19 protein-coding genes and 2 pseudogenes are annotated in these 23,287 nt (G+C 62.9%); 7 read left to right on the forward strand and 14 right to left on the reverse strand.

Translation table 11 applies throughout. The features are described from left to right. From CGZ66_RS41950 to CGZ66_RS24585, 6 genes and pseudogenes are all read right to left on the reverse strand, one after another. On the reverse strand, positions 1 to 285 hold a 285-nt coding region (locus CGZ66_RS41950), incomplete at its 3' end, for an ArdC family protein (RefSeq protein ID WP_342586873.1). Positions 286 to 329: 44 nt separating this feature from the next. Further along, on the reverse strand, positions 330 to 767 hold the full coding sequence (locus CGZ66_RS24565) for a hypothetical protein (protein WP_095084957.1): 438 nt from the start codon (positions 765 to 767) through the stop codon (positions 330 to 332). Continuing rightward, positions 764 to 2,926: a hypothetical protein gene (locus tag CGZ66_RS24570; RefSeq protein ID WP_095084958.1), complete on the reverse strand. Its 2,163-nt coding sequence runs from the start codon at positions 2,924 to 2,926 to the stop codon at positions 764 to 766. Before CGZ66_RS24570 ends, CGZ66_RS24565 begins: the two co-directional genes overlap by 4 nt. Beyond that, complete coding sequence (locus tag CGZ66_RS24575) at positions 2,926 to 4,764, reverse strand: hypothetical protein (protein ID WP_095084959.1); 1,839 nt, start codon at positions 4,762 to 4,764, stop codon at positions 2,926 to 2,928. Before CGZ66_RS24575 ends, CGZ66_RS24570 begins: the two co-directional genes overlap by 1 nt. Beyond that, the gene (locus CGZ66_RS24580; RefSeq protein WP_245331108.1) at positions 4,761 to 6,107 is read right to left on the reverse strand and encodes a tyrosine-type recombinase/integrase; all 1,347 of its coding nucleotides are present in this window, start codon (positions 6,105 to 6,107) and stop codon (positions 4,761 to 4,763) included. The genes CGZ66_RS24575 and CGZ66_RS24580 overlap by 4 nt, the downstream gene beginning before the upstream one ends. 337 nt (positions 6,108 to 6,444) lie before the next feature. Further along, positions 6,445 to 6,858, reverse strand: a pseudogene (locus CGZ66_RS24585) (DUF932 domain-containing protein); the annotation flags it as partial. A gap of 418 nt (positions 6,859 to 7,276) precedes the next feature. Between CGZ66_RS24585 and CGZ66_RS24590 the strand changes: the two are divergent. Next, complete coding sequence (locus CGZ66_RS24590; RefSeq protein ID WP_095088919.1) at positions 7,277 to 7,810, forward strand: Ros/MucR family transcriptional regulator; 534 nt, start codon at positions 7,277 to 7,279, stop codon at positions 7,808 to 7,810. A gap of 90 nt (positions 7,811 to 7,900) precedes the next feature. On the opposite strand, the gene CGZ66_RS24595 is transcribed toward CGZ66_RS24590, so the two are convergent. Together CGZ66_RS24595 and CGZ66_RS24600 are read right to left on the reverse strand one after the other, a co-directional pair. Next, entirely contained in the window at positions 7,901 to 8,212 is a 312-nt protein-coding gene (locus CGZ66_RS24595; RefSeq protein WP_095088921.1) for a DUF736 domain-containing protein, read from the reverse strand. Between the two features lie 429 nt (positions 8,213 to 8,641). Next, positions 8,642 to 8,827, reverse strand: a complete 186-nt coding sequence (locus CGZ66_RS24600) for a hypothetical protein (RefSeq protein WP_095088923.1) — start codon at positions 8,825 to 8,827, stop codon at positions 8,642 to 8,644. A 241-nt stretch (positions 8,828 to 9,068) separates the two neighbouring features. On the opposite strand from CGZ66_RS24600, the gene CGZ66_RS24605 reads away from it, so the two are divergent. Beyond that, the gene (locus CGZ66_RS24605) at positions 9,069 to 9,350 is read left to right on the forward strand and encodes an HU family DNA-binding protein (RefSeq protein ID WP_095089546.1); all 282 of its coding nucleotides are present in this window, start codon (positions 9,069 to 9,071) and stop codon (positions 9,348 to 9,350) included. Positions 9,351 to 9,542: 192 nt separating this feature from the next. Here the strand turns inward: CGZ66_RS24605 and CGZ66_RS24610 are convergent. The 6 genes and pseudogenes from CGZ66_RS24610 to CGZ66_RS24635 all read right to left on the reverse strand — a co-directional run bounded on the left by CGZ66_RS24610 (position 9,543) and on the right by CGZ66_RS24635 (position 15,659). Beyond that, positions 9,543 to 11,673: pseudogene (locus tag CGZ66_RS24610) on the reverse strand (ParB/RepB/Spo0J family partition protein). Between the two features lie 620 nt (positions 11,674 to 12,293). After that, entirely contained in the window at positions 12,294 to 12,875 is a 582-nt protein-coding gene (locus tag CGZ66_RS24615) for a hypothetical protein (RefSeq protein ID WP_206073767.1), read from the reverse strand. A 41-nt stretch (positions 12,876 to 12,916) separates the two neighbouring features. Further along, positions 12,917 to 13,414 (reverse strand): very short patch repair endonuclease, encoded by a 498-nt coding sequence (locus tag CGZ66_RS24620; protein ID WP_095088927.1) that lies wholly within the window; start codon positions 13,412 to 13,414, stop codon positions 12,917 to 12,919. 1 nt (position 13,415) lies between these two features. Then, positions 13,416 to 13,964: a hypothetical protein gene (locus CGZ66_RS24625; protein WP_095088929.1), complete on the reverse strand. Its 549-nt coding sequence runs from the start codon at positions 13,962 to 13,964 to the stop codon at positions 13,416 to 13,418. Next, entirely contained in the window at positions 13,961 to 15,460 is a 1,500-nt protein-coding gene (locus CGZ66_RS24630; protein ID WP_095088931.1) for a DNA cytosine methyltransferase, read from the reverse strand. Before CGZ66_RS24630 ends, CGZ66_RS24625 begins: the two co-directional genes overlap by 4 nt. 1 nt (position 15,461) lies before the next feature. Next, entirely contained in the window at positions 15,462 to 15,659 is a 198-nt protein-coding gene (locus CGZ66_RS24635; RefSeq protein WP_206073768.1) for a ribbon-helix-helix protein, CopG family, read from the reverse strand. A gap of 293 nt (positions 15,660 to 15,952) precedes the next feature. Here CGZ66_RS24635 and CGZ66_RS24640 point away from each other — a divergent pair, with 293 nt between their 5' ends. From CGZ66_RS24640 to CGZ66_RS24660, 5 genes are read left to right on the forward strand one after another with little or no spacing between them, the layout of a single operon-like run. Further along, complete coding sequence (locus tag CGZ66_RS24640) at positions 15,953 to 16,789, forward strand: ATP-binding protein (protein ID WP_095088933.1); 837 nt, start codon at positions 15,953 to 15,955, stop codon at positions 16,787 to 16,789. 26 nt (positions 16,790 to 16,815) lie between these two features. Further along, positions 16,816 to 17,415, forward strand: coding sequence for a hypothetical protein (locus CGZ66_RS24645; protein WP_095088935.1), 600 nt, complete (start codon positions 16,816 to 16,818; stop codon positions 17,413 to 17,415). Further along, positions 17,402 to 20,101 carry a Z1 domain-containing protein gene (locus tag CGZ66_RS24650; RefSeq protein ID WP_095088936.1) on the forward strand — a complete coding sequence of 900 codons (2,700 nt, stop codon included), beginning with the start codon at positions 17,402 to 17,404 and terminating at the stop codon, positions 20,099 to 20,101. Before CGZ66_RS24645 ends, CGZ66_RS24650 begins: the two co-directional genes overlap by 14 nt. Before the next feature lies 1 nt (position 20,102). Then, the gene (locus CGZ66_RS24655; protein WP_167392237.1) at positions 20,103 to 21,089 is read left to right on the forward strand and encodes a PD-(D/E)XK motif protein; all 987 of its coding nucleotides are present in this window, start codon (positions 20,103 to 20,105) and stop codon (positions 21,087 to 21,089) included. Further along, positions 21,086 to 23,194: an AIPR family protein gene (locus CGZ66_RS24660; protein WP_095088940.1), complete on the forward strand. Its 2,109-nt coding sequence runs from the start codon at positions 21,086 to 21,088 to the stop codon at positions 23,192 to 23,194. The genes CGZ66_RS24655 and CGZ66_RS24660 overlap by 4 nt, the downstream gene beginning before the upstream one ends. The last annotated feature ends 93 nt before the right edge of the window (positions 23,195 to 23,287 follow it).

A 23,287-nucleotide genomic window follows, 5' to 3' on the forward strand; every position in this document is an offset into this window, starting at 1 on the left:
GTGCCAGGGCATCCGATAGTCGTCGGCGCCGGCCTCGATGGCGGCGATGATCTGGCTGGTGACGCGCTCGTAGATGTCGGTCCGGGTCTCATGTGTGCGATTCGTGGTCATGGCTGCCTCCTCAAGCTCGCCCTCTCCGTCGAGGGCGAGGCGGCAGAGGCAGACGCGGGAAGCCGGCCCGTCACACCCTGTTCTCGGTGCTGGTGCGGAACAGGGTTGACGGGCCGGCAGCGTCTGCCACAACCCGAGCCCTGCCTCGACGGGCGAGCTTGAGGAGGCGGCCATGACCGGCGCGCCGAGACCGGATCGATGAGGATGACGCGCGGCTCTCAGCCGCCACCACGAGGCGGACGCCGCAGCGGCACGACTCTGGCGTCAACGGATCGTGCCAGCTCGTCCTGCAGACCGTCGATCACGGCATCGCGCTCGGCGACCTGCAATGTCAGCACCTGGATATGCTGCGCGAGCGTGCGGGCGAGCGCCCGCAGCTCGGCCATCTCGGCACCGCGCACGGCGCGCAGCTCCGCTTCGAGAGCGCGGACGCGTTCCTTGAGGGCGCTGGGCGACGATCGTCGCTGGCGGACCTCGGCGGTCCGGAACTCGATGAGAAGATCACCGGCCCGGTTCGCCGTCGCCCGGCTGATGCCGGCCTCGCGTGCCAGATTGGCGATGGTCAGCGCCCCGTCGGTGCGCTCGGGGCGGCCGTCGAGAAGCCGCGCCATGGCCGCCCTCAACGCGGCTTCGCTCTTCGGCCCGAGCGCTGTCATGCGTCACCCTCCAGGAGGGGTGCTACCAGTCGGCGCTTCCGCTCATTGTCCTTAAGGATTGCCGTGCGCTGCAGCTGCGACAGGCGCCGGTCGGAAAGGAGCGCTTCGCCCTCGGCGATCGAAGTCTGCCAAGGCCCGAGGTGCCGGACGGTCAGACAGGCGTTGGGACAGCGGTCCGGGCTGCATCGCGACAAGGCCGGCGCCGTTCGTTCGGAGTCCGACACGCCGGTGAGGCAAAGCGCGGTCGCCGCTTCGAAGAGACAGTCGTTGAGGAAGCCGACATGCAGCGTCCGCCCGAGATGGGCAAGCATGGTGCGCAGCCGCTTGCGGTCCATCATCCGGCCGGGGAGATCGCCTAGTTCGCCCTCAACGCGGACGAACTCCCGTCGCAATCGGGCCGCACCCGGTCCGGCCGGACCTTCCTGGCGAAGGAACGCCTCGTAATGGGCGACGATATCGTCGAGCTGGCCGAGCGCGCGCTCGCGCTCGACAGCGAGCCGGAAATCGGCCTGGCTCGATCCGGCATAGCCCTCGAACATGGCGACGGAGGCGTGCTTGTACTGGATCTTGCCGGCGACCGTACCGAACGGCCGGTTGGCGATGTACCAGGCGACCGTGCGGCGCAATTGCCGCGTCGTGAACTTCCAGGGCTCGTCACCAATGCGCGGGATGGCCGGCCCGTCTTGCGCATGCGCATCGACACCGTCGCGGAAAAGATTGAGCGTCGGCGCCGCACCTATGCCGAGATGATCGGCGCTCCAGGGCCAGTCCTTCAGGGTCACCCACAGGGACGAGAGCCCCTTCTCCTTGCGGTTGCGTGCCGAGAGCACTTCCATGACTTCCACGGCGCGGGCTACCGGCTCGATCGTGATCCAGTCGGCCGTTACGCCGCGCGGACCATGGCGCTTGTAGACGGTGCTGCGCACCCGATAGCGTTCGACCAGGCCGTCGGCGCTTCGCACCAGCGACACGCAGCCCGGCTGCATGGCCTGAACCTCGCTGTCGCGCATGCCCGTGAGATAGGCGCAGACGAGATAGCAGGCGCCCTGCAGCATCCGCTCCTCGCGGGCGAGACTGAGGCTATCGAAGCGCTCGCGCCATGGCAGGCGCGTGTCCGGATCGACCGAGATCGGCGTATCGAGACCACCGACCTCGGTCCCAAGTTCGGCGACCATCTCCTCGATCAGCCGCGCGGTCGGCTCGGACTGGCTGACGCGTCCGCTCTCCGGCGCGCCGGCGTGCAAGCGCATTAGATAGAGGTTGTAGGGCGGCAGCTCTTCGCCGGTCAGCGGATTGATCCGCCGCGCGGCGTTGGGCGCGCGCTCCCAGATCGGCACGCCTCGGCCGGCGGCTCGGCGCGCGTCGAGCCACTTCGCCACGCGGGCGCGATAGGTCTTGGCGACGGCCCGTCCTGTGCGCGCATCCCGCGCCATCAGCCGGGCGCCACGAGCTTCGAGAGCGTCCAGTTCCGCCCGCGCGGCAAGGATATTGGATGCATAGACCTCGACATACTTGAGCGCCCAGCGGAGCATGGCCCCGATGATCGGCTCGGGAATGCGCGGCGTGGCGTTCTCGGCCGGCGCCGGCGGCCGGCCGGCAACGCGGTGCGCGGCGCGCCCGCGCCACGGCAGAAGGCCGATGCCGCCGCCGGTCAGCCACGGCGACAGGTGATGCATGTCGATCGGCACCTCGACATACTTGACTGTCTCGTGAGGCGTTCTCCGGCCGCCATCGCGGGCATGCGCCAGATAGGCGTCGAGCAAAGCCTGATCGATCCGGCCGAGGTCGACTACGCCGAGCTGCGTGCACAGGAACGCAGCAAAGTGCTGGACGTAGCGCAGGAGCCGGATCGCCGAGGTCGCCCCACAAGGTGCGCGATATCCCGGCACATGGATGCGCAGGCGGGCGATCACGTATTCCTTCGCCAACCGCCGCGTGGCCGGATCGGCGATCCCTGCGAAGTTGAGCCGGTAATTGCTGTAGCGGGCGTTGACCCGGAAAATGGCGGCGCTCAAATCCCAGTGATCGTCACCGAAGCGGGGAAGCTGCGCGCGGTCGGCATCGTCCCTGATCGGAATGCCGCTGAGCACCGGCTCGTCATCCCGGTACATGGCCGAAGGCAGCGACGGCCGCGGCGAATGCTTGGCAGAGCCCGGCATTACGGCGCCCGCGCTTCGGGTGGCAGGTAGATGAGCGTCGGATCCGAAGTTGCAATCCGGCGCGCCTCCTCGATCTCGACGTCTGCAAAGCGGGGAAGAATCTGATCAGCAATGCGCCCGTGAACCTTGGCGAACTTGGTGATCCAGTCGGCTTCACTCAGCACCTGTCGCTGCGCCCGGATGAAGCCAAGGAAGGCCAGAAGCGCTGGTAGCTTGCGGGAGGTGATCACCGCATTGCTGCATTCAAGGCAGCCCCAGAAAGGGGACGGACAGGCCTCCCCTTGCGCGCCGAACGGGCTCGCGTAGAAGCCCGAGCAACTGGCGAGCCAGACGTCCTGCTCGCTGCCGAGCAGCGCGTTTACCGCGGCGGCGCCTGCAATCGGAAGGCCGGTCGCCTGGTCGGGATCGGCCCGAACGGCCGCCTCCTCTTCCGACGATAGGACGCAGGGGCGCATGGCGGCGTCGAGCGCATCGCTCATGGCGTCGGCAACGGTCGCCTCGTGCAGGTGGCGGAGCGCGGGGATATCGGCGTAGTGGTTCGCCGCGACCGCGACGGTGTGGCCGACGGCGAAGCGGTCGAGTTGGCCGCCCGTGCGCCGATACCATGCCGCCTTGTGGGTCTTGCGCAGGCGCGTCAGATTGAGACGAAGCGGCTGACCCTGTTCATCGGCGATGCCATGTCGCCTGACCCATGAAGCCGCAGTCTCCTTCATGCTCAACACGCGCGGGGTCAGTCGGCCCCAGGCGCAATGGACCCAGAGCGTGTCGGTGACGAGCCGGCTTCTTGCCGGCTCCGTCCATTGCAGCACCTTGCGCAGCAGGCCGCCCGGCGTCGAGGAACCGCCGTCGCGCACGCGTAGCCGCTTCCACTCGGCGCCGCGCGCACGCCGCTTGCAATACTCGATCTCGACATAGCCGCCTGCCGGGTTCTTCAGGCAGTCCGCGCGTAACTCCTTGATCGCTTCGATCTCGAGACCCGTGTCGAGCGAGATAAGCACGATGAGCGGCACGAGATCGGCGGCGATGAGATGCCGGCGGCCATGCAGATCGTGGATGAGGCGGTCGTTCGGCAGGCCGCTCTCGCGGCGCAGCGTGTAGAGCCGCGTGAAGAGAGGATGCCGGTGCCCGATGACGCCTTCCGCATCGATCAACGCCATGGCCGCTTCGTGAGCCGTTGCCAGAGCCTCGTTCCGATCAACAACGTCGACCGTCGGAATGCGATCGGCCTCGGCGAAGCGACGAATGATGGCGGCGAGATCGGTGCGCGCAGCGGTCCGCAACGCCGTAGCGATGTAGTCGCCATAGGCATCGCGTGGACGGGCGCGCACGCCGGGCCGGTCGCTCGTGTACATCAGCCGCCGCGAGGCATCGGGCGGCAGGCGGCCGGGCTCCGCCGCCTCGGCGAGCCGGAGGAGGTTGAGCACCTTGCTCATCCGCTGCAGCCGGTGATTGGGATGGAGACCGCTCTCCTCCATCCAGGCATCGAAGCCGTCGATGCAAGCGGCGTTGACGTCGGAGAGACTGGCGACGCGCGGTCTGGTGGAATCGAGATAGCGCCAGAACGTCTTGAGCGCATTGGCATAGGCGGAGGCTGTCGAGATCGAGCCCGCTGGACCCCCGACCTGGCAGGCGCGCCAGAGCGCGCCTGCAAAAGTCCGGGCCAATGCGGTTCGACCGCTCAGCGTCATCAGGTCGATCGTGACGCTGCGATCCGCCAGTGTGACGGTGAAGCGGAGCGACGCGATCGCAGCACCGGCTTCGCCTTCCGGATCGGGCAACGCCTCGGGAAAGAGGGCACGGCGGCCCGGCCGCCGCACCGCCGCAGCTACCGTGGTCATTCCACATCACCGGTCGTCTCTTCAGCCCAACGATCGGCCGCCGCATCGACCAGCTCCTGCGCTTCGGCAAGGCTGTCGAGATAAATGTAGGTGCTCGTCACACTAGCGTGCCCCAGGAGGTGCTGGAGCTTCTGCAACGGATCGCCGAGAATCCGTCGATAGGCCGCACCATGCCGATCCTGTGGATCGAACACCGCGCCGATCTGCTCGCGGATCAACATGGAAAGCATGCTGACAGCGAAGGTGTGCCGCAGGGTGTGCGGCGTCACGTCGAGATCAATACCGAAGCGGCGGCAGCGGGCGCAGGCCCGGCGGAAGGCGGCTTCCCAGGTGGCCGATGGCACAGGCTGGCCGCCTTCGGTGAGCCAGAGCAAGGCGTGCTGCGCCTTGCCAAGTGCGCCGATCAGCACACGCCGGCGCTCGCCCGGCGTGAGCCGGTCGAGCCGGACGCGCTTGCCCGCCGCGTCGACAGCCTTCCCGGCATCCGGAGTCAACCACAGCGGATCGGGCATCGAAAGCTCTGAGCGCGCGGACGTGATGGTGCGCTCGAGATCGACATAGTCGCCGATCAAGGTCAGCACGCGGCGGGGAATGCGAATGCGCCGCGGTCGTCCGCCCTTGGCGATCGGACCGGGAAGATCGAATGGAACGGAGCGCGATCCGGGCTCGGTCGAGCGCGGCAGCTCGGTCAGAAGCAGGCTGCCCGCCTCCGTCAGCCGCAGACCGGTGGTTACCAGAAGCTCGGCGAACAGCGCGTTCCGCTCACCATTGCGGCCGCGCCATGTCGGGTCCTCCGAGCCGTCGGGCAAGCGTCCGCGCAGCCCCACGTCGCGGAACAGGAGATAGCGGCCGAGGTCGATGTAGCGCATATCGTGCCGCCGCGCTGCGCGCTCGCGCGCCCGGTTCGTCTGGACGGCCAGCACGGCGCGCGTGCCCGCCGCCCTGCGAAGAGCGACGCCATAGCTGAAGGGTGATGCCGTGGTGATCGCTTCTTCGACGGCCCAGCGGTAGAGCTTATCAAGCGCTGCAACGCTCCGATTCCAGCTTGCCGCCGAAATGCGGAACGCGGCGTCCGACAGGCGCCGCGCCCGGTGAAAGGCAAGCACGTCATGACGGTCCGCCTGCCAGACCGTCTTGCCGCCGCGCCGCTCGCCGAGAAAGCGCGCCCAGACGAGAATATCCCGGGCATAGGAGCGCCACGTGTTCGGCGACCGCGCGCCCACGCCCGGACAGGCGCGAAAGAACCGATTGAGGTTGGGATCGTAGCTGCCGTCATCCATCAGGATGAAGGGCATGCCGTCGATCAGACCGGCGCGCTCGGCGATGTCGAGCGCGCCGGTCATGATGTTCACGGGGGAGCCGTCAACAGAAAGCGGGCGCGACAGAGCGCCAAGATCGGTAAAATACAACTGCACGCACGTGACCTAAGCGGAGCGCCTACGGCGCAAGTTATTGTCTTGAATGCGAGGGGTTCCCCTCGCGCTCTCCCGCTCGCCGCGTGGCAGGGGTGCAGGACTTCGCCTGCACCCCATGAACAGCTTGTCGTGCCGCCGCCGCGTCAAGCGTTGTCCTCGCTACGCTGCGGGAACGCTTGACCCGGACGTCTGAAGAGCCTCACCGGAACAGTCGGTGGGGCCCCTCAATGCCTGATTCTGAGACAGGATTACAGAGTCAGGATAACGCCCGATGGCTCAAAAGGCCATGCTGCAAATTGATGCCTGCCAGAGGTGCAGGAAGCTGGCGCATGTAGGTTGCCGGTGCGCTGACAAGACTGCTAAGCTGGCCAAAGCTCCAATGCGTCGGCGCGATTGGCTGCTCCTGTCCGGGAACGATAAGCGAAAGCCGCTCTGCATTGTCGCGGGTAGCTTCCACGCGCACCGCGCGGCTCTCGACGGTGCGAGCCGTTGCCCGATCCGCTCGCTGCTTTACGGCGTCGTAGAGTTCAGTAAGGCCCAGAAAACGCTCGTCATCGGGGCGCGAAAACCATTCCGAAGAAACCCGCCCGATCCGCTCGCCGCGTGTAATGTCGACGCGGAAGCCGCTAGAAGCCGCCTGCCGCTGGTTGTTGCTCTCGCCGTCGATGATGGTGGTCATGTTCATTGTGCTCACTCCTTTTTCCGTCAATGCCGAAGGCATGTCTCCCGGCATGCCTTCCGGGGGCGCGTGAGCGCGCGGGAGTGATGGGGGCCAATGCCGGAGCGCGGAGCCGGGCTGCACGGTCGAGCGAAGCTGATGGAAATTGAACGCGACAAATTGCTTCGGTCGGCCGCTTTGCGAGCCGGCGGCCCTGCTCTGCACAGGCGGCAATGGCGGGGAAGCGAGGGGAAGTCCTCGCTTCCCGACGGATCGGCAAGGCTATCCGCAGGCGATCAGAACGATGAAAGCGAAGCTTACCTTTACAATATTGGCGAGAGGTGTGGATTGTAGAAAGGAAACGCACTATTTGCCACAATGGCGGGCTCGGGAAAACAAACGACGTTTAATTCGTCCGATACAATAAGAGGAAAACTGTATGACCACTTCTCTCGAACAAGACGGCCAACTGGATACCGTGTCGATAGCGGCTGACATTGTCGCCGCCTATGTGTCGAACAATCCACTACCGATCGGCGAGTTGCCGAAATTGATCGGCGATATCCATGCCGCTTTGAAAGGTATTGGCACGCCGGCGACGGAACCTGTGGTCAAGCAGGAACCGGCAGTATCGATCAAGAAGTCGGTAACGCCGGACTTCATCATCTGCCTGGAGGACGGAAAAAAGTTCAAATCCCTGAAGCGCCATATCGGAGTCCATTACAATCTGAGCCCTGAGGAATACCGGCAGAAGTGGAACCTGCCGGCCGATTACCCGATGGTGGCGCCGAACTACGCGGCTACCCGCTCGGCCCTGGCGAAATCAATAGGGCTCGGACGCAAGGCGACGACGCCTACACCAGCCGCGGCAGAGAAGCCAAAGCGAGCGGCTCGCGCCGCAGCGGCGACAACCACCTCGACAGCAGTTAAGTCGCCGGTAAAGAAAGCAAGGAAGGCCGCCGCCAAGGCCTAGCATGCTGCACCTGGCAACGGTGACATGGTGTGGCGAACCTGAACACAGAGAAGCCCCGCCTTGCGGCGAGGCTTCGTTTTGTGGGCCGGATCACTCGGCGGCGCGGCGGGACCAGATGAGCGAGAAATCGCCCTCGGTGTCGGTCTCGACCAGGCTCGCGTAGATCGGAGCGGGGAAGCTTGGATCGTCGAGCTTGACGGAGTGGTAGTCGCGGCCCTCGCGCGAGGTCTTCTTCCATGCCGCCCCGAACTCGGTGGCGCCGGCGAAGATGCGGAAGTCCGGACCCTTTTCATTGTCGCCGTCGGCCGGGGAGAACGTTACCGTCTTGACGTTGAGGTTGAGGGTCTTGACCGAGCCGGAGAAGCCGTTCGCGGTGCGGGAGAAAGTGCCGATCGTAGCCATTGTGGTGTTCCTTTGTGTTTTGTCGGGCCGCGCCAATCGCGGCCTCGATGGTGGTCGTGAGACCGGAGACGATCGGTCTGCATCCCGAAGGGGCTGAAACGAAGTGAAAGACGGCGGCGCGAGGCTTTCTTGGACCGCGAGGAATGGACGCGCAGCGACCAGGGGAAGAAAACGCAGCGACGTCGTTGCGGGAAGACGATCGAGACTGAGCGCAGCGAAGGCGGTCTTCGGTCAGACCCAATCCATTCGAGGACGCCGTGGGCGTGGCTTGGAAAGAATACGCGGAAGAAACGCCACAGTGGCTAAGATCAGTCACGGCCATTGTCGCTTGCGCCGCTGCGCTTCTCTATTTCGGTCAAAGACGCTTCCTCACCCGCCAGGGCGGTGTTGGTCCTACTCCAACCAGTGAAGAAGGGACGTCCGATTTCCCTAATCTTTGGGCTGAATCGTCATCGCGTTCGGGGCGGCGCCGAAGGCGACCAATTGATTGCTGAGGGCAGCGGCTTCCAAGCCGCCAAATACCGTGACGATTTCCTGTCTCACGTCGATTCGATGCAAGTCTGATTTGAGATCGAAGGCGAGGATAGCCGCGTCACACTTGATCCTCCACCGCATGACCGAATGATCCCGCTGCGGTCACGCCTCACGCACGGTGAGGCATTGCTGGGAAGGGTCGCCTCCACGCCGGGCGTCTGATGCTGAGGTGATGCGCTGCGTGACTTTCGCGATAAGAGTGGTGGAAATTCCCGGTTCGAGCGTTGGTCTGCACCGGATTCCGTTCCTTGACGCGATGACAGTGTGGAATTGCCTGTGCCATAAGGCCAATCGTTGAACCAACTCAGAAGGGATGGAAACGATGGCTGTAAACACGATCGATATTGCCGAACGCCTTGCAGACGCGCACGGCCTGTCGAAAACCCAAGCGAAATCCGTGGTCGAGGATGTGCTGAAAGGCATTGCGGAAGCCGCTGCCAAGGGCGAGGAAATCAGCCTCAATGGCTTCGGCAAGTTCAAGGTACAGAACAAACCAGCACGTGATGGCCGCAATCCGTCGACTGGCGCCACGATCAAGATCGCCGCATCGAAGAAGATCGTCTTCCAGCCGGCAAAAGCTCTCAAGGACTCGGTGAACGGCTGATCATTCAATGACGATACCTCTCGTCTGATGGTAACGCACTGTCCTGTTGGACGATGGTGTCTCATGCCAAGATCATCAGCTTCTCATTGCTGCCGTTGTTAGGTCGAGGTGCCCGGCCGCGCAAATGGCGCGGCCGGAAAATTCTCCAACAGAAAGCTGGCCGGAACCGCGCGGCGGGTCCGGCCGTCGCGCTTATTCGGCGGCGATGTTGAAGGGTTCGCCCCCCTCGGCCAGGGCGCTGCTGTCGGCCAGCTTAGCGTTCGTCGTGTCCGGCTCGGGGGCTTCCGGCTCCTGTTCAGCAACGTCCGCCGATCTGGCGTCCGCACCTTCCTCGTCTTGCCGCTCAGCGAACACCGCAGGTTTCCGGGGTCCGCAAGACTGCAGGCAGCCATCCAGTCCCGGCGAGCAACTGCTCGGCGGCTTCCGCCATTGGCTGCTTTTTCAGGTCCGACAGCCTCTCTGCCGCCTCTTCGCTGGCAGCTTCGCGCACGGCGTCGAGAATATGTGCCTTGGTGATGCGCCCGAGATACGTCCGGGCGGTCGGCGTCCAATGTGCCGTCATATCGAGGTTGACGGCTGTCGCAAGCCTGTCCGCTGTCTCGTGGGCGCAAGGCTTGCGCTCCCAAGGCTGCTTTACGGCATTGACGGTAAGCGAGGCGCAATGGGCAAACAACGCCATGACGCTGGCATGGTCGAGCGAGGCGATGAACCCCCACAGGTCAGCCACGTCGCAAGGCATGTCCGCAGACCACTCCGCATGTCGATCTGCCAGTGCCTTGCCTGCCGCAGTGTCCTCGATGCCGTCCGCATGACCGGCGAGATAGACGCTGGTCGGGCGGATTTCGAGGCAATTGGCTTCCCTACCCGGATAGAAGGTCTGCGCGGCAAGCGCATGGGTAACGGCGACAAGTGCGATGTCCGGCTGTTCGCCAAGCGCAAGCCTAAGCCCAAGCGTGCGATGAGCGGTCAAGTCGCGAATGAGAAGGTCTGACAACGGCTTGCCGTCGTCCTCAGTTTCTTCGTCGCTGCCACCATCGGTATTCGAACCGCTGCCGGCTTCGATGATCTCGCCATCATCGTTGACGGCGCAATCCTCGCCGTCTGGCCGCGTTTCCGCATCCGATCCCGCGTGTTCATCCTCGGCGCGGATGAAGCCCCGTTCGATGCGGGCCGTTCCGTCATGGGAAAGCACGACGAACACGCCGCCATGCGAAACAACATCAGGATCGTAGGCGTGACGCAGCGCGTCGATGCGCTCAATCTCGGCTTCAAGCTTGCCGAAACGCTGATCGACATCGTCCGGCAGTTCCTGGGCGCTATCCCATTCATCCGTGAGCCGGTTGAACTCGTCGGATGCCGTCGCGTAGGCAGCTTGGTCTTCCTCCGACAAGTCCACTGGCTGCGGATAGGTGCGGCGCAGGCCATGTGCGTGCGGATAGTCGATATGGACATCGGCCCATTTCCAGCCTTCGGCTTGCCTGACAGTTTCCGAGATGCCTTGCAGCTTCTCGATCACCAAGCGGTCGAGCAACGCGGCATCCTCGTAGAAACCACCGCGATCCTCAGTGAACAGGTCTCGGAGAATGGCGCCACCCCCTGCCATGTAGGCCTCCGCGCCGATGAAGATGGCGCGGCGGTCCGCCGCCGCGACATGCGTTCGCGTTAGTTCGCGGCGGATGATGTAGGGCTCGCGATTATAGGTGAGATTTTCGAAGACCTGTTCCTGCCGGGCGTGATCGTCGGTGATGCCGAAGGCCATCAACTGGTCGAGGGTCAGGTCGCCGTCGCGATAGACGCGCATGAGGTTGGGGCTGACCGCGCCGAGACGCAGGCGCTGCCGCACGACATGCGCGGTAATGCCGAAGCGGGCGACGATTTCCTCAGCACCCCATCCGCGTTCCTCGTGAAGCTCACGGAACGCCTCGAACTGATCTGCGGGGTGCATATCCTCGCGGGTGATATTCTCGTCCAGGCTGATCTCATGCGCATCGTTCACCGTGTCGATGACGCAGCGGATCGGTTCGGTCTTCTTGATCTGCTTGCGTTTCACACGAAGCAGTTGCGCCAGCCGGCGGCCTTCGCCGATGCTGACGAAGTAGAAGCCGGTTTCCGCGCCCTCGCCGTCAAGCTCCGGCTCAACCACAAGATTTTGCAGCAAGCCCTTGGCTGCGATGCTGGCCGCATAGGCCTCGATAATCGCCTCGCTGTGCGGGGTCCTGCGCGCATTGCGGGGCGACTTTTTCAGCTTGTTCAGCGGAATGAAAACCTCCGTGCCAGTCTCACTGGCGGTTGCGGTCTTCGCATTTGTCACGTTGATCGTCATGGTTCTGATCCTTTCCCGTTAGATGCCGAAGGCATGCCCCTCGGCATGCCTTCCGGGGGCGCGTGAGCGCGCGGCAGAGAGGGGGGCGAATGCCGGCGAGCGGAGCTGGGCTGCGCGTCGAGCGGGGCGGATAGGATTCAGTTGAGAGCGCCATGTTCCTGGCGCCGCCTTGCGAGCGGGCGACCCCGCTCTGAGCAGGCGGCATTCGCGGGGGAGAGATGGCCAAGACCATCTCTCCCTCTCGTGTGGGTGTTACCCTTTGTCTCGACGAATTTGAAAGGTCGCCCGACTGAGAAACCCTCAAGGTCGGGTTCCATCACTTCGTGGTGTCGAACGAAACTGCTGGACGGTGCGGGCGCACCAGCGCAGTGGGAAGCCCCGACAGGATCTATTTTCACGTATGGGCAGAAATGGGCAGCGCGCCGCTGATTTCCTAAGGAAAAGAGCAGCCGTAGGAGCGTCAGCCATTGCGGCGCCGCAGGCGCGACGCGGGACCGACTGCGGCGACGAGACCGGTTAAGAGGGTAGCCGAAGGAGCGTCAGCATAGCGCCGCCGGAGGCGGGACGCGGGGCCGACTACCCCCGGCGAGGAGTGCCGTTTTCACGAAGGCGATCGTAGCCTATTCCTGAATTTTGTGCGCATTCCCACCTGGGTGTGCGGTTGAGATTGCGCGAGCATGATCGCCGGCGCCCTCGATGCCCAGCCTGGACGACGTAGTGTGACGCAACTTTGTCGCGACCCCAGGCTGGCTCTCCGAGGGAGTATACTTCGTCGCCTGCGCGAGAGTCCTGGCTGCCAACCCCAGGTACCAAGCGTTCATTCGCTTGTCCCAGCTGCGGCACCGGACGAAAGTCGGCCAGTCGAACTCATAGATTGAGTGCAACGTCCAGTCCTGGGTGAGTTGCACGATTAGCAGATATTCGAAGAGCTGACGCTCCGGGGCGCCTGCATCCGGATACACAGTCCCGGTCTTGCGCGCATCCAGCACGCCTTTGATTGAATAGCGATCGCCCCTGCGCGAAAGCGCATCGACGTTTGTGGTACCGACGGCGGCCTCTCCAAGATTTGGGCATCCGGGTGTCTTGTTAAAGAAGTCGATTGCGAGCTTCTCGGCGACCTGACCGACATTGAGCGCAAGCCCGCGCCGCCTCATTTCCCCGTGCAGGGCAGCACGCAGACGAAGAAGGCCGGTGTCGTCCATGGACGAAAGTTCCGGGATGTCACCATGTTCTGCGCGGACCGTCATCTCACCGTCCCATGTGAATCTTCTCCGGAGATCTCCGCCGTCGAAACAGTGCCGGTCAGGAACATCTCGCAGGCATCCAGGACTTCGTGCTCGGGCCAGCGGTTGCGCCCGCGGATTGCACATTCCCAGAGCGTGAGCGTCCGCCATCCCCGAGCGGCCAACGCCTCGCAAGAACGAGCGTCGCGGGCTTTGTTCCCGGCAATCTTCGATGCCCAGAAGTCACGGCGCGTTGCTGGAAGGCGGAAGAGATGACAGTTATGCCCGTGCCAGAAACAGCCGTGAACCAGAAGCACGGCGCTCCGCTTTGGAAAGACCAGGTCCGGGCGGCCAGGTAGCTCCCGCACCTGCAGCCGGAAGCGAAATCCGCGCGCATGCAAGCCACGTCGGATCAGCAGCTCCGGTCTCGTGTCGCGAGCACGGATGCGGCTCATGTTGTAACTGCGCACCTCTGGAGAGTGCACATCGCTGGCTGGCGGCTGGACGACGGATTTCATCCTAGAGGAACGCCGGCTGCTGAGCCGCTGGTCGAACGGCAACCCGCGCCGGGATCCCAGGGAACAGGTCTGCAAGTGAAGCAAAACCGTTATGGTCTTCTTCGAAAACGGCGACGTTGTGCTGGAGCACGCCCTCCGCCAAGGTCGCCGCGAGGCCCGCCTGAATGAGCCTGTGCGAGCGACGCCCAACGAACGTAATCAGGATCGGACTGGAACCGTCATTGAAGGGAACGGATCGGATAAGTGCAAAGTCTTTGCTGTCGAGATCCTGGAAGACCTGGTGTTGCAGCTGGCTGCCTCCGAGGCGCCAGTTTTTGCCACCCTTGTTAATGCGCCGGATCTCCCGATTCATCGCGGCTCCGAACAGGCAGATGCAATCGAAGTCTCCACCCTTGTCGCGGACGATGTCCGGGTGAAGCAGCCGCTCTGCCGCAGGCTCAGTCAGGGCAATCGCGCGCTGGCGACTCGCCGTCGCCTTCCGGTGTGCTGCGAACAACCCCATATCCGAGTCCGTGAGTGAACGGACGATGATCAGTTCCCGCCCGCTCACTGACGAACTCCGGCACGAAGGCCAGCAGCCGCGCTTCCCGATTTGGTTAGCTGCGCCTTGAGGGACAGAGCGATACGCCAGGCCAGGAGGGGAGGAACTGCGTTTCCGACCTGTCGGAAGGCAGGATTCATCGTGCCGCTGAATGCGAAACCGTCCGGAAAAGACTGCAGGCGTGCAGCTTCGCGCACGGAGATGGGCCGGGCCTGATCGCTATCATAATGTATGTGGCTGTATCCGTCTTTACCGAGATGCGCGAGCAGAGTTCGTGCCGGACAGTCGGCCTCCATCTTCCGCCACTTGTTTGGGAACTTGCTCGCGTCATAGGGCGGCACGAAGCTTGCCTGCAGAGCCTTCCACGCGGTCGAACCTTCAGGCAACGCATCGCCCTGCGCCCGACGCTCAGCCAGACGCTGTTCAAATAAAGAGAGCGCGTAGCGGCGCGCTTCCGGGTATTGATCGCCAGGCTGCAGGCCAGCGAAGATCTGATAGTCGCGGGGCAGATAACGTATCACGTGATCATAGAGGGCGGACTTACCCTCGAAGCCTGGCCAGCTTCGCATGCTGCGTGTGTACTCAGTCTGTGAATCACAGTTGTGGTAAGGAACAGCGATGTCAAAACCGCGCCTCCCCCTCCGCAGCGTCCCTGCGGCAAGTTTCCGGCGGGCATCTATGCTCGGCAGATCCCCAATGGCGTCCTGAGCCGTGATGGCCGGCCTCATATCGGAAGTCGCCGCGGGTGGGTCGCAGTAGTGATGTACGTCGTCGGCGCCACCCAGAGCCCCGAGGAGCTTCAGAGCGACAGCGCGTGTCCCCCCGTATCCCGCAGGCAGATCAATCCAGTGGGTCGGTTCGGGTAGACTGATACTGTCAGCTACCTCGCGGTGCACCGCGACGAGTATCATTCGTTCCCGCATCTGGGGGACACCGTAGAAAGCCGCGTTCAGCAGTGAGTACCGGCAGACATATCCTCTGGCAGCAAGGACCTCCGCGATCTCCTCGGCGAGATTGTGTCCCCCATGATTGAGCATGTCGGGAACGTTTTCCATGACCACAGCAAGTGGAGCGCACGCTTCGACGTATCGCAGATATTCGATATAGAGCCTGGCCCTGGCATCATGACGGAACGCTTCAGGATGCTCCGCCACCTCGCGCAGCTTCGAGCGACCCACCCGGGCAAACGCCTGACATGGCGGGCCACCGACGAGTACATCCACGGCGAGGGAGACGTCCCCCAGGCCCAGCGCTTCAGCAAGTTTCGCGGGAGGCGTTTCCGTGATGTCGCGGGCGACTGAATGGCGTGCGTCGTCCGGATGGAAGTTCAGGCCGTGGGATTTCGCGGCGTGGGAATCAAATTCAACGGCACCCGCGATGTCATATCCAGCGCGCTTGAAACCAAGCGACAGGCCTCCGCAGCCTGAGAAAAGGTCCAGCACGCGAGGCGGCTTCGAACCGCCACGAACCCTCTGAAGCTTCTGGCTCATGAGCCGCGCTTCCATCTCAATGCTCCTCTGTACGCAGCGGGAGTTGCAGCTGCGCAGTCTGTTCGTTCAGGAACTTGAGAAGCGCATGGCGGATAACCCACGCTGACGAGACCTGATTTGCATCTGCGAGAGCCTGAATCTGCGCGTAGCAGTCCGCCGGGAGCATCACGGAGGTGCGGACCGATCTCATCTTCTTCGTCGCGGATTTTGCCATAGACACCCCGAATCTGGAGAATACGACATAGTGGTGAAATGTGCACCAATAATATGTAAAGTCCACAACGACAGCCGCCTGTTCCTGATGGACCTCCCCGTGGGCACGTTCATATGGCTCGGTGGATCGACATCCAGATTCTGCAGTGAAATTCAGGGAGCTTCTGGTTCCCAGCAGTTACTTGCAGTTGAAAGTGGAAGCCTGGGCGGTTAGCGTATTTGGGGGGGGGAAGCAGACTTGGATTACTTCTTAGGAGACGGCACTACTGACCTGAGCACGGGACGTTCCTCGGGATGAAGTTCGAAAAGAACCCCCCGGATGCAGCCTCGCTCATGATGTCCGCGCGCAGTTTTGGCAACTACGATCTGCCTGGCGCCCTGGCCGATCTGATCGACAACAGCATCAAAGCCGGTGCCGGAGAGGTCGCGCTGACCTGCGATTTCGCCGGCGGCGCGCCCGCAATCCGCATCAGGGACGACGGGCATGGCATGTCCGGTGCAGAACTCCGGCAAGCCATGCGCCCGGCCAGCGCAAATCCGCTGGCAGAGCGATCGCCCGATGATCTCGGCCGCTTCGGCTGGGGCATGAAATCAGCCTCATTCTCCCAGTGTACCCGGCTGTCGGTACTGACCCGCAAGGGCAAAGAGATGAGCGGCTGCGTCTGGGATCTTGCAGACGTCGACGGCTGGCGGATGGGTATCCTCGAGCCAGACGAAATCGCAGGAATGGCATCGCCCGACCTGCTGGCGAAGAACGGCGTTGAGATCCTGTGGTCGAACTGTGACAGACTGTCCGAGAACGGCACCCTGACGGTCAGCGAATTCAACGCGCTGGTCGTCCACGCCCGCAATCGCCTCGCCCTGATCTTCCACCGTTACATAGCGGGCGAGGTCCGGGGCCGCCGCCTGGTCATCCGGCTGAATGGCCAGAAGGTCGATCCCTGGGATCCTTTCTACCGCGATCATGAAGCGACGCAGGAGCTGGAGCCCGAACCGCTGGAGATCGCGGGCCGCACGATCGACATCCAGCCTTTCATCCTGCCGCACTACTCAAAGCGTACGACCGGCTCGGCGGCGAGGAGGGCTTTCTCCGGAACCAGGGCTTCTATGTTTATCGGAACCATCGACTGATCATCAGCGGCACCTGGTTCCGCCTCGTGCGCCACGGCGAGCTTTCGCAGCTGGTCCGCGTGCGCGTGGACATCCCGAATGCGCTTGATCACGTCTGGAAAATCACCATCGATAAGTCAGATGCCCAGCTGCCGGCCGCTCTGCGTTCGCGTCTGCATCAGATCGTCGAGGGGCTGCGCCGGCGCTCGGCGCGTGTGTATCGCGCCCGAGGCGGGAGACTGGACCGTTCCGGGACCACTTCCGTATGGAGCCGCCACGCCCGTGGCGGTGAAATCCATTACTCAATCAATCGTGACCACCCGATTATCGATGCCCTGCTCGGGGCTGGAGACGACGGGCAGAAGCGCGCTGCATCTGCCGCCATAAAAGTGATTGAGCAGGCCTTCCCGGTCGTGGCTTTTGGTCGTGACGCTGTCGCGAAGATCGATTCCATCCATCAGACCCTGTCCGACCCCGAGGCGTTCCGCGCCGACCTGATCAGCGCGCTTCCACTGCTGTTAGACCAGGTGGAAGGCGACATCGAAGCCTTGGTTGCGCTTCTGCGGGTGACCGAACCCTGGTGCGAGGTCTGGAAGACGACTGAAACGGTACTTCAGGAAAAAGGATGGCTGCGTGCAGAATCTTGACAGCGAGCTCGCATATTACGTCCGCAAGCTCGGCCAGAAATATTCGACCGAAGTGTCTCAGGGCAAGTCGCTGCCCGACGGCGCTATCTCTGCGTTCGTCACCGCAGGGCCATTCGACCTTTCCGGCGAAGAGGTCGAATGGTTGATCCGTGAGCTGGAGCAGAGCTTCACGACCAGCCAGAAGCGCGGCGCGTCCGTGACCAGCGACTTCAGGCCATGGCTGCGTGAGCGGCGGGAACGTGGCGATATCGACTTCTACTACTGGAACCGGCTGCGGCGGTACTACCTGGAGGGCAATGTCATCCCGCCTCAGGTCGTCGCCACGCTGGATACCGTCACCGACGAAATTCTTGACTTTTCCGGTGATCCCCTCGATCCCGGCACAGGTCTGCGCCGCGGCATGGTGATGGGTCACGTACAGTCAGGCAAGACGACCAATTACTCCGCGCTGATCTGCAAGGCCGCAGATGCGGGCTACAAGACAATCATCCTTCTTGCGGGTATCACGAACAGCCTCAGATCGCAGACGCAGGAGCGCCTCGACGAGACCTTCATCGGCAAGAAGTCGGTGTTTCACGCCCTTGCGCAGGAACCACTGCCGATTCAGACCTATTCGACCGTGAAGAGGTTTCCCGCCTATGGCACGTCACGCGACAGGGACTTCACCCGCGATGCCGCAGGCATGTTCTTCAGCCTCGATGCGCACAGCGAGCCCATCATCTTCATCAGCAAGAAGAACAAGGCGCCGCTGACCCGGCTCCGGGACTGGCTCATCGAACAGGGTCATGGTGCCGCGATCGCGTCACCCCTCCTGCTGATCGACGACGAAGCAGACAACGCTTCCATCAATACCGCCAAGGACCCGGCGGCGACCACCGCGATCAATGGCGTAATCCGGGAGATTCTCACCCTCTTCGAGCGCCGGTCCTATGTCGGCTACACCGCCACGCCTTTCGCGAACATCTTCATCGACCCTGACAACGAAGACGCGATGCTCCGCGACGATCTCTTCCCCAAGCACTTCATCAAAGCGCTCGATCCGCCCTCAAACTATGTCGGCGCCTCACGCGTGTTCGCCGCCGATGGTGATCTGCGGCCGACAATGACCATCGTCATCCGCGACTACGGCCAGCTGCTGCCTCTGCGGCACAAGAGTGACCAGCCAGTCATCGCGCTTCCGGATTCTCTGCTGACCGCAATCCGCGTTTTCGTCCTCATCCGTGCAATGCGTGTGCTTCGCGGCCAGGGCGACAGTCATTGCTCCATGATGATCAATGTGAGCCGGTTCAACGCCATCCAGGAGAAGGTCTACGGTCTGGTCTACGCCTACCTGGACCCGCTCAAGAACGCTGCGGCCGTCAGCGCCGGGCTGGGCCCCCGTGCGCTTGCCGATCCGGTGATTGGCATCCTGAAAGAGGACTTTGACAGGGAGTTTGCGTCGGCAGGCGCGTCGTTCACAGACGTGCTGGGCGTTCTCAATGAAGCGGTCGGCAGCATCATCCCGGTGACTGTGAACATGAAGGGCGGCGTGCTGGAATACAGCCGCAACAAGGCCAAGGGCCTGCATGTCATCGCGATCGGCGGTCTTGCCCTGTCGCGAGGCCTCACGCTCGAAGGCTTGTCCGTCTCCTATATCCTGCGCAACACGGCGGCCTCCGATACCCTCATGCAGATGGCCCGCTGGTTTGGCTACCGTCCCGACTATGAGGATCTGTGCCGGGTCTATCTGCCTTTGGCATCACTCGACCACTATGAGCAGATCAATGAGGCGATCGAAGAGCTGCGCAATGAAGTCGGCCGGATGCAGGCGCTCGGACTCACACCAGAGCACTTCGGCCTGAAGGTGCGCCAGAGTCCCACCGCCATCCGCATCACCGCGGCAAACAAAATGCGGTCGGCAACCCAGATGACGGTCGCGCAGGACTATTCGACCCGCCACCTCGAAGGTTACATCCTGCCCAACGATCAGAAGATCAATGCTGCCAATCTCGAGGAAGTGAAGGGCTTTCTCAGAGGATCTGGCGAACCATCGGCTGCATTCACAGACGACAGGACCGTCATCTGGCGCGGAGTCGCCGGCGCGCGGGTTCTGGCACTGCTGAAGGGGTTCACTTTCTCGCCCGCGCACGGGGACCTTGGACTGATCAGCGGCGGCAGCAGCCTGTTCATCGACTACTTTGCGGACCGGCTGCAGGACGAACTTGCGGAGTGGGATGTCGCCATACCACATCCCAAGTCCGGAACGCCCATCGCTGATGTGATCGTGACTGGCCAGAGTTTTCCGTTGCGGCAGCGACTCGGCGGCAAGGTTGTCGACGGCGGCTTTCGCGTGACCGGCGGCAAAAACAGGGTCGCCGACCCCAACGATGCGCAGATCGCCCTTACCGAAGATCAGCTGGCCGATGGGCGAGCTGAAAAGGAGCGGGAGGGAGGTCTGCGAGGCGACAAGGCGTTCTGTATCCAGAGAACCCGACCTCTGCTCCTCATCCACATTTTCACAACGGGTGACGGGACCAAGGATCTGAAGCTGACCGGTCCGGTGGTTTCCCTGAGCTTCTGCCTGCCTGCCACCCGGCGCGAAGCCGTGGCGCGCACTTATCAGGTCAATGCCGTCTACCGCCGACAGGTTCAGATGGAAGCAGACAGCGAGGCCGAGGACGACGAACGCATGCTGGAGGAAGGCTGACGTGACGGTCGACGAATGGAAGGACATCGCCGCCGCAACCGGGCCAGCGTCGGACAACGTGCGCCGTGCCGACGCTGGACATCCCCTGGAGTTCTTCCGGGGCCGGGATTTCGCCGGCCGCTATCTGCTGTCGCTTGCGGCGGAGACTGCGGCAGAAGGTCTGCCCGACCTGCCTCGCCTCAACGGCATCGAGGTGCGGCTCGAGAAGCTTCCACAGGACAGGGTACGGCTTGTTCTGACGCTTCTGGACCGGAATCAGTTCGACCTGTTCCGTGATCTCGCAGACCACCTGCTCAAGGCGACGGCCGGCGTGGCGAGGGGCAACAGCTCTGCAGGCCTGAAGCTCGTACTTCGCAGGCTGCGGTCATGGCATGACCTCCTCCGCCGCCGGCGTGATGACCTGCTGTCCGATTCCGAGGCGATCGGCCTTGCCGGGGAACTGCTGTTTCTCCGCGATCAGGTCCTCACGCGGCGGACGCCGACCCAGGCGGCTCTATCATGGCGAGGGGCCCATCGCGATGAACAGGATTTCGCTCTGGGCCAATGGCAGGTCGAGATAAAGACCCAGCTTTCGACCTCAGATCAACGGTTGCAGGTCTCGTCGGAGGCCCAGCTTGATGCCGGATCAGCCCGACTGCTGATCTGTCATCAGACTTTGGCGCCCGCGCCAGCCGCGGAGCCGCGGAGCTTCACCCTGAATTCGCTGGTCATCGAGATCGCGGCGCAGATGGAGGATATTGGCGATGTCGGCCGGGACGCGTTCGAAAAGGCGCTCGAGGCCCTGGGCTACGTCAATCGCGCTGAATATGATGAGATGCGCTGGGTCACCACCTACCGACGGGCTTTTGAGGTCACTGAGCGGTTTCCACGTATCGTTCCTGCGATGCTGCCGTCGGGCGTCCAGAACGTGCGCTATGACATCGTCCTCCGTGAGTGCGAGCCCTTCGCCGTCGACTTTGACGTTGCCATGGACCAGGTGTTCACATGAGCAACCCGGATCTCGACGAGACGTTCTCGGCCTTCTGGAATGACCTTCTTTTCGAGGCGGAGGTATCTGCTGAACCCCAGGGGCGGGCGTTCTTCCAGCTGTATTCGAGGCTCGCCACACAGAACGGGGACTGTCTCGATCTCGCCTACGCTCCGGCCCATCGAGAGGGCCGCGGCGGATATCAGATCGATGGCTATGCACTGGAGACCGAACGCGGCGACCTCTACCTGGCCATCTCCGACTTCCGACCTGGCCGCCAGCTTGAAACCCTCAACGCCGCTCAGATCGACGCGCTGTTCGAGCGGGTGCGCCGCTTCTGCGAGCTGGCTGTACAGCCAGCTTTCATCAACGGGCTGGAGGAGACGAGCCCAACCTTCGAGGCCGCGTGGATCGTCCATTCCCACCGCTCGGCGATCCGGAGAATCCGGGTGATCGCTCTTTCCAACGCCCGCCTGTCGACACGGCGCAAGCCGGAAATGATGGGCGAAGTGCTTGGCGTGCCGTTCGTCTGCAGCGTCCTCGATTTCGCGCGGTACGTCGACATTTCGGCAGCTCACGGAGGCGCCGAACCCATCGAAATAAACGTGGCCGAGCTGAATGGCGCGCCCCTTCCGTGCCTGCCGGCGCATGACGTCGGTGGCGATCACGCTTCGTATCTGATGGCCGTTCCCGGGCGGCTTCTTGCTGACATCTACGGACTCTACGGCGCACGCCTTCTTGAGCAGAACGTCCGGACGTTTCTGCAGGCGAAGACGAAGGTCAATTCGGGGATCATCAGGACACTCGAGACGGTCCCCGAGATGTTCTTCGCCTACAACAACGGGCTGACGGCAACCGCATCGGGTATCACCACGTCGAAGCTGCCGGATGGCACACTGGGAATCGCGGCGATCGAGAATCTCCAGATCGTGAACGGCGGGCAGACGACAGCTTCGATCCTCTACGCGAGCGACCAGCGCAAGGCAGACCTGTCGGGCGTCTTCGTCCAGATGAAGCTCTCCGTGGTGAACCCCGATCGGCTGGAGGAGATCGTTCCAAAGATCTCCAGGTTCGCAAACACTCAGAACAAGGTCAGCGAGGCCGACTTCTTCGCCAGCCATCCCGTTCATCTGGTGCTGGAAAAGATTTCCCGCGGCCAGACAGCGCCGGCAAAGCCAGGATCGCTGTCTGGATCCAAGTGGTTCTACGAGCGTGCCCGCGGCCAATACCGCGACCGGCTGGCCTATGGCACGCCTGCCGAGCGCCGTCGGTTCGAACTCGAATTTCCCCGCGACCAGTTCATCGACAAGACCGAGCTTGCCAAAGTTGAGATCACATTCGACTGCCGGCCCCACATTGTCAGCCGCCATGGTCAGAAGTGTTTTCTTGAGTTCGCAGAGACGATTGGCAAGGTGTGGGCATCCTCAGAAGCGACCTTTAACGCTCATTGGTTTCGTAGAGCCATCGCCAAGGCTATTGCATTCAACTCGACCGACAAGATGGTCGGCACTTCGGCCTGGTATAAGGAAGATCGGGGCTACAAGGTCCAGATTGTAACGTACACAATCGCCTGGCTTGTCCACCACCTCCAGAGTCAGGACCTCGAACTCGACCTCAATATCATCTGGCAGCGACAGGAGCTTCCTGAGGAGATCGGAGCCGCGATGCGTGAACTGGCGCCGCAGATTGCGGCTACGTTGAAGGACGCCCCGCCTCAGGTTCGAAATATCGACAGTTACTGCAAGCTGCAGGCTTGCTGGGCGGCTGTTTCAGGAGCCAGCTACAGCTTCGCCAGCTCACTCGAAGGCTTTGTCGTTAACCGCACAGAAGCCGAGCGGGAGCGGAAGCAGGCCATAGCGGCGAAGAGAACCGATAAGGACATCGATATCGATCGCGCAATTGTCGCCATGCTTGAGGACGCTGAGCCCTATCTGACATTCGCAAGAGCAAGGCGCCTTCTGACGCCGAAGTCCGAAGCCGCCTTGCGACGGCTGACCCGTGGTGACATCCGGCTGCCTGCCTCCGAACGTAACGCCCTCACATACATGCTGGAGAAGATGCAGCAGGCGGGGTTTGAATTTCCGGGCAGCGCAAAGTCGGCTCTAGCGGAAGAACAGGTTCAGTGACCCGACCCGCGCCCCGGGGAATTGCTGCCAGGCGCGTCGCTTTCACGTCTGGAGCGAACGATGACGCTCATTGAACCAGGGGGCGTCTATCCT

The organism is Mesorhizobium sophorae (assembly GCF_002270415.1).
GTDB classification, from domain to species: Bacteria; Pseudomonadota; Alphaproteobacteria; order Rhizobiales; family Rhizobiaceae; genus Mesorhizobium; species Mesorhizobium sophorae.